This window comes from Mesorhizobium sp. M1A.F.Ca.ET.072.01.1.1 (assembly GCF_004023325.1).
Lineage (GTDB): Bacteria > Pseudomonadota > Alphaproteobacteria > Rhizobiales > Rhizobiaceae > Mesorhizobium.
In genome coordinates this window covers 1-3,614 of the sequence record NZ_RZSF01000487.1, presented here as the reverse complement: position 1 = coordinate 3,614, position 3,614 = coordinate 1, and the positions used below count along the sequence as shown (strand labels likewise).

Annotated in this window: 3 protein-coding genes; all 3 read left to right on the top strand. The window is 66.4% G+C overall.

The features are described 5' to 3' along the window. Window positions 1–29 precede the first annotated feature (29 nt). Complete coding sequence (locus EOA32_RS34785) at window positions 30–971, top strand: cell division protein FtsQ/DivIB (RefSeq protein WP_128374106.1); 942 nt, start codon at window positions 30–32, stop codon at window positions 969–971. Next, window positions 968–2,275, top strand: coding sequence for a cell division protein FtsA (ftsA, locus tag EOA32_RS34780; RefSeq protein ID WP_095783816.1), 1,308 nt, complete (start codon window positions 968–970; stop codon window positions 2,273–2,275). The genes EOA32_RS34785 and ftsA overlap by 4 nt, the downstream gene beginning before the upstream one ends. A 67-nt stretch (window positions 2,276–2,342) precedes the next feature. Beyond that, the coding region (ftsZ, locus tag EOA32_RS34775; protein ID WP_128374105.1) for a cell division protein FtsZ at window positions 2,343–3,614 on the top strand (1,272 nt) is incomplete at its 3' end.

The following is a 3,614-nucleotide window of genomic DNA, read 5'->3' as shown; positions in this document are numbered from 1 at the left end:
TTGTTGAGTTGGATGGTGGAGGACGCTTCGTGTCTGCGTTGAGGTGGGGCCAGGGCAAGGGCCGCGGGACTGGGCCCGCGCTGTTCGGCGTGCCGCTATCGTTCGACCATTTCGTGTTGCCGCGCCAGCTGCGGCGGCCGGTGCGTTTGCTTGCCCGTCTCTGCGATGGCGAGTATGAGGCGCCGCGTTTTTCGGCTGCGATCCTCTCGGCTGCCTTGTTGGCTTCCGCCGGAGCCTATGGGGCCTATCTCGGCGGCTACGCCGACAGCATCGTGCAGGGCGTGACGGCCCGAACCGGTTTTGCCGTCGACCAGATCAAGGTCGTCGGCAATCGCCAGACTTCCGAGATCGATATACTGGACCGCCTCGGCCTCGATGGCTGGACGTCGCTGATCGGCTTTGATGCCGAGGCTGCGCGCGAGCGCATCGCGACGTTGCCCTGGGTCGAGGTTGCGGCGGTGCGCAAGATCTATCCTCACACGCTGGAGGTCCGTGTCGAGGAGCGTGAGCCCTTCGCGCTCTGGCAGCAGGGCAATTCGCTTTCGGTCATCGAGCGGTCGGGCGAGGTGATCGCGCCGTTCTCGGGCGGCAAGCAGGCTTTGCTGCCGCTGATCATCGGCACGGGCGCGCCGGCCAAGGCGCCGGATTTCCTGGAGAGGATCAAGCGCTATCCCGATCTGGCGGCGCGGGTCAAAGGCTATATTCGTGTCGGCGAGCGGCGCTGGGATCTCAAGCTGGAGAACGGCATCACCGTGAAGCTGCCGGAAGACGGCGAGGATCAGGCGATCGCCGAGCTCGTCAAGCTTGATCATGACAACGGACTGTTGACGCGCGACATCGCTGCCGTCGACATGCGGTTGTCCGATCGCCTGGTCGTCGAGCTCTCGCCGGAAGCGGCGACGCAGCGCGAAGCCGCGCTCAGCGACAAGCCGAAGAGCCTGACGAAACGCAAGCCGGAGACGAAGATATGAGCTGGCTTGGCGGCGGCGGTGATGCCTCTTCGCGCCGGTCGGGCACGCTGACGGTGCTCGATGTCGGCTCGAGCAAGGTCTGCTGCGTGGTGGCGAAGCTGAAGCCGCGCGAGGACGGCAAGCTGTTGCGCGGACGCTCGCATCGCATCCAGGTGATCGGCATCGGCCATCAGAAGTCGCAGGGGGTTAAGTCGGGCGTCGTGGTCGATCTCGACCGCGCCGAGCATGCCATCCGTCTCGCTGTCGACGCCGCCGAGCGCATGGCGGGGCTCACCGTCGATTCCCTTATCGTCAACCTGACGGCCGGCCGGCTGAAGAGCGAGGCCTTTTCGGCAACCATCAATCTCGGCGGCCATCAGGTCGAGGAAGCCGACATCAAGCGCGTGCTCGCTGCCGGCGCGAAGCAGGCGCTGCGGGCCGAGCGAGAGGTGGTTCATTCGCTTCCCGTCGGCTTCTCGCTCGATGCCGAGCGCGGCGTGCGGGATCCCCGCGGTATGGTCGGGGAGACGCTGGGCGTCGATATGCATGTGCTGACCGGCGATGCTGCGCCGATGCGCAATCTCGAGCTTTGCATCAACCGCTCGCATCTGTCGGTCGAGCGCATGGTGGCGACGCCGTATGCCAGCGGTCTCGCGGCTTTGGTCGACGACGAGCTCGAAATGGGCGCGGCCTGCATCGATATGGGCGGCGGCACGACCACGATCTCGGTGTTCTCGGAAGGCAAGTTCGTGCATGGCGACGCCATCGCTATCGGCGGCAATCATGTGACGCTCGACATGGCCAAGGGTCTGTCGACTTCGCTCGACGCCGCCGAGCGGCTGAAGGTAATGCATGGCTCTGCGCTGCCGGGCAGCGCGGACGACCGCGACCTGGTTTCCATCCAGCCGATCGGCGAGGAGGGCGAGCTGCCGCTACAGATCCCGCGCTCGGTGATGACGCGGATCATCCGGGCGCGCATCGACGAGACGCTCGAGCTTTTGCGCGACCGGCTGAACAAATCGGGCTACGGCAACGCCGTCGGCAAGCGGGTCGTCCTTACCGGCGGCGCCAGCCAACTGGCGGGCCTGCCGGAGGCGGCGCGGCGCATTCTTGGGCGCAACGTGCGCATCGGCCGGCCGCTCGGCGTGGCAGGCCTGCCGGAAGCGGCCAAGGGGCCGGCGTTTTCGACCCCGGTCGGGCTTCTGATCTATCCTCAAATGGCGAGCTTCGAGAGCCATTCGGCGAAAGGACTTTCCGGTTTCAGGATGACCGGAACGGGCGGAAAACTGCATCGCATGAGTCAGTGGTTGAGAGACAGTTTTTAATTTGACGGGGACAGCCCCAAAGGCGGCCGCAGCGGCGAGGCGGCGGGAAAGGCAAAGGACGGAGACTATGACCATCAATCTCAAGAAGCCGGACATCACCGAGCTTAAGCCACGCATCACCGTGTTCGGTGTCGGCGGCGGCGGCGGCAACGCGGTCAACAACATGATCACAGCCGGCTTGCGCGGCGTCGAGTTCGTGGTGGCCAACACCGACGCGCAGGCGCTGACGATGTCGAAGGCTGAGCGGCTGATCCAGCTTGGCGCGCATGTCACGGAAGGCCTCGGCGCCGGCTCGCAGCCGGAAGTCGGCCGCGCGGCGGCGGAAGAATGCATCGACGAGATCATCGATCATCTGTCCAACACGCATATGTGCTTCGTCACCGCCGGCATGGGCGGCGGCACCGGCACGGGCGCTGCACCTGTCGTTGCCCGCGCGGCGCGCGAGAAGGGCATCCTCACCGTCGGCGTCGTCACCAAGCCGTTCCATTTCGAGGGCCAGCGCCGCATGAAGACGGCCGACATGGGCATCGAGGAACTGCAGAAATGCGTCGATACGCTCATCGTCATCCCCAACCAGAACCTGTTCCGGCTGGCCAACGACAAGACCACCTTCGCCGATGCCTTCGCCATGGCCGACCAGGTGCTCTACTCCGGCGTTGCCTGCATCACCGACCTGATGGTCAAGGAAGGCCTGATCAATCTCGACTTCGCCGACGTCCGTTCGGTGATGCGCGAGATGGGCAAGGCGATGATGGGCACCGGCGAGGCTTCGGGCGAGGGCCGCGCCATGGCCGCCGCCGAGGCCGCGATCGCCAACCCGCTGCTCGACGAGACCTCGATGAAGGGCGCCAAGGGCCTGCTGATCTCGATCACCGGCGGCCGTGACCTCACCCTGTTCGAGGTGGACGAAGCCGCGACCCGGATCCGCGAGGAGGTCGACCAGGACGCCAACATCATCCTCGGCGCCACCTTCGACGAGGAACTGGAAGGCGTGATCCGCGTCTCGGTGGTCGCTACCGGCATCGACAAGTCGGCAGCCGAAATCGCCGCGGCGCCAATCTCCATCCGCGCGCCGCAGAAGCCGGTCGCCCGTCCCGCGGCACCTGTTCAGGAAAGCCGTCCCGCACCGGTTCAGCAGCAGGCCTACGAGCCGCGCGCCGTCGATCCGGTCGCCGAGGCGATCCAGCTTGCAGAGGCGAACGCCGCCGCGATGGCACAGCCGCGCCCCGCGCCGGTCGACGACTTCCGCCCGCAGAGCAAGATCTTCCAGGCTCCGCCGGCCCAGCCTCAGCCGCACCCGATCGCCCAGCAGCCGGTCATGCAGCCCGCGCCGCAGCGC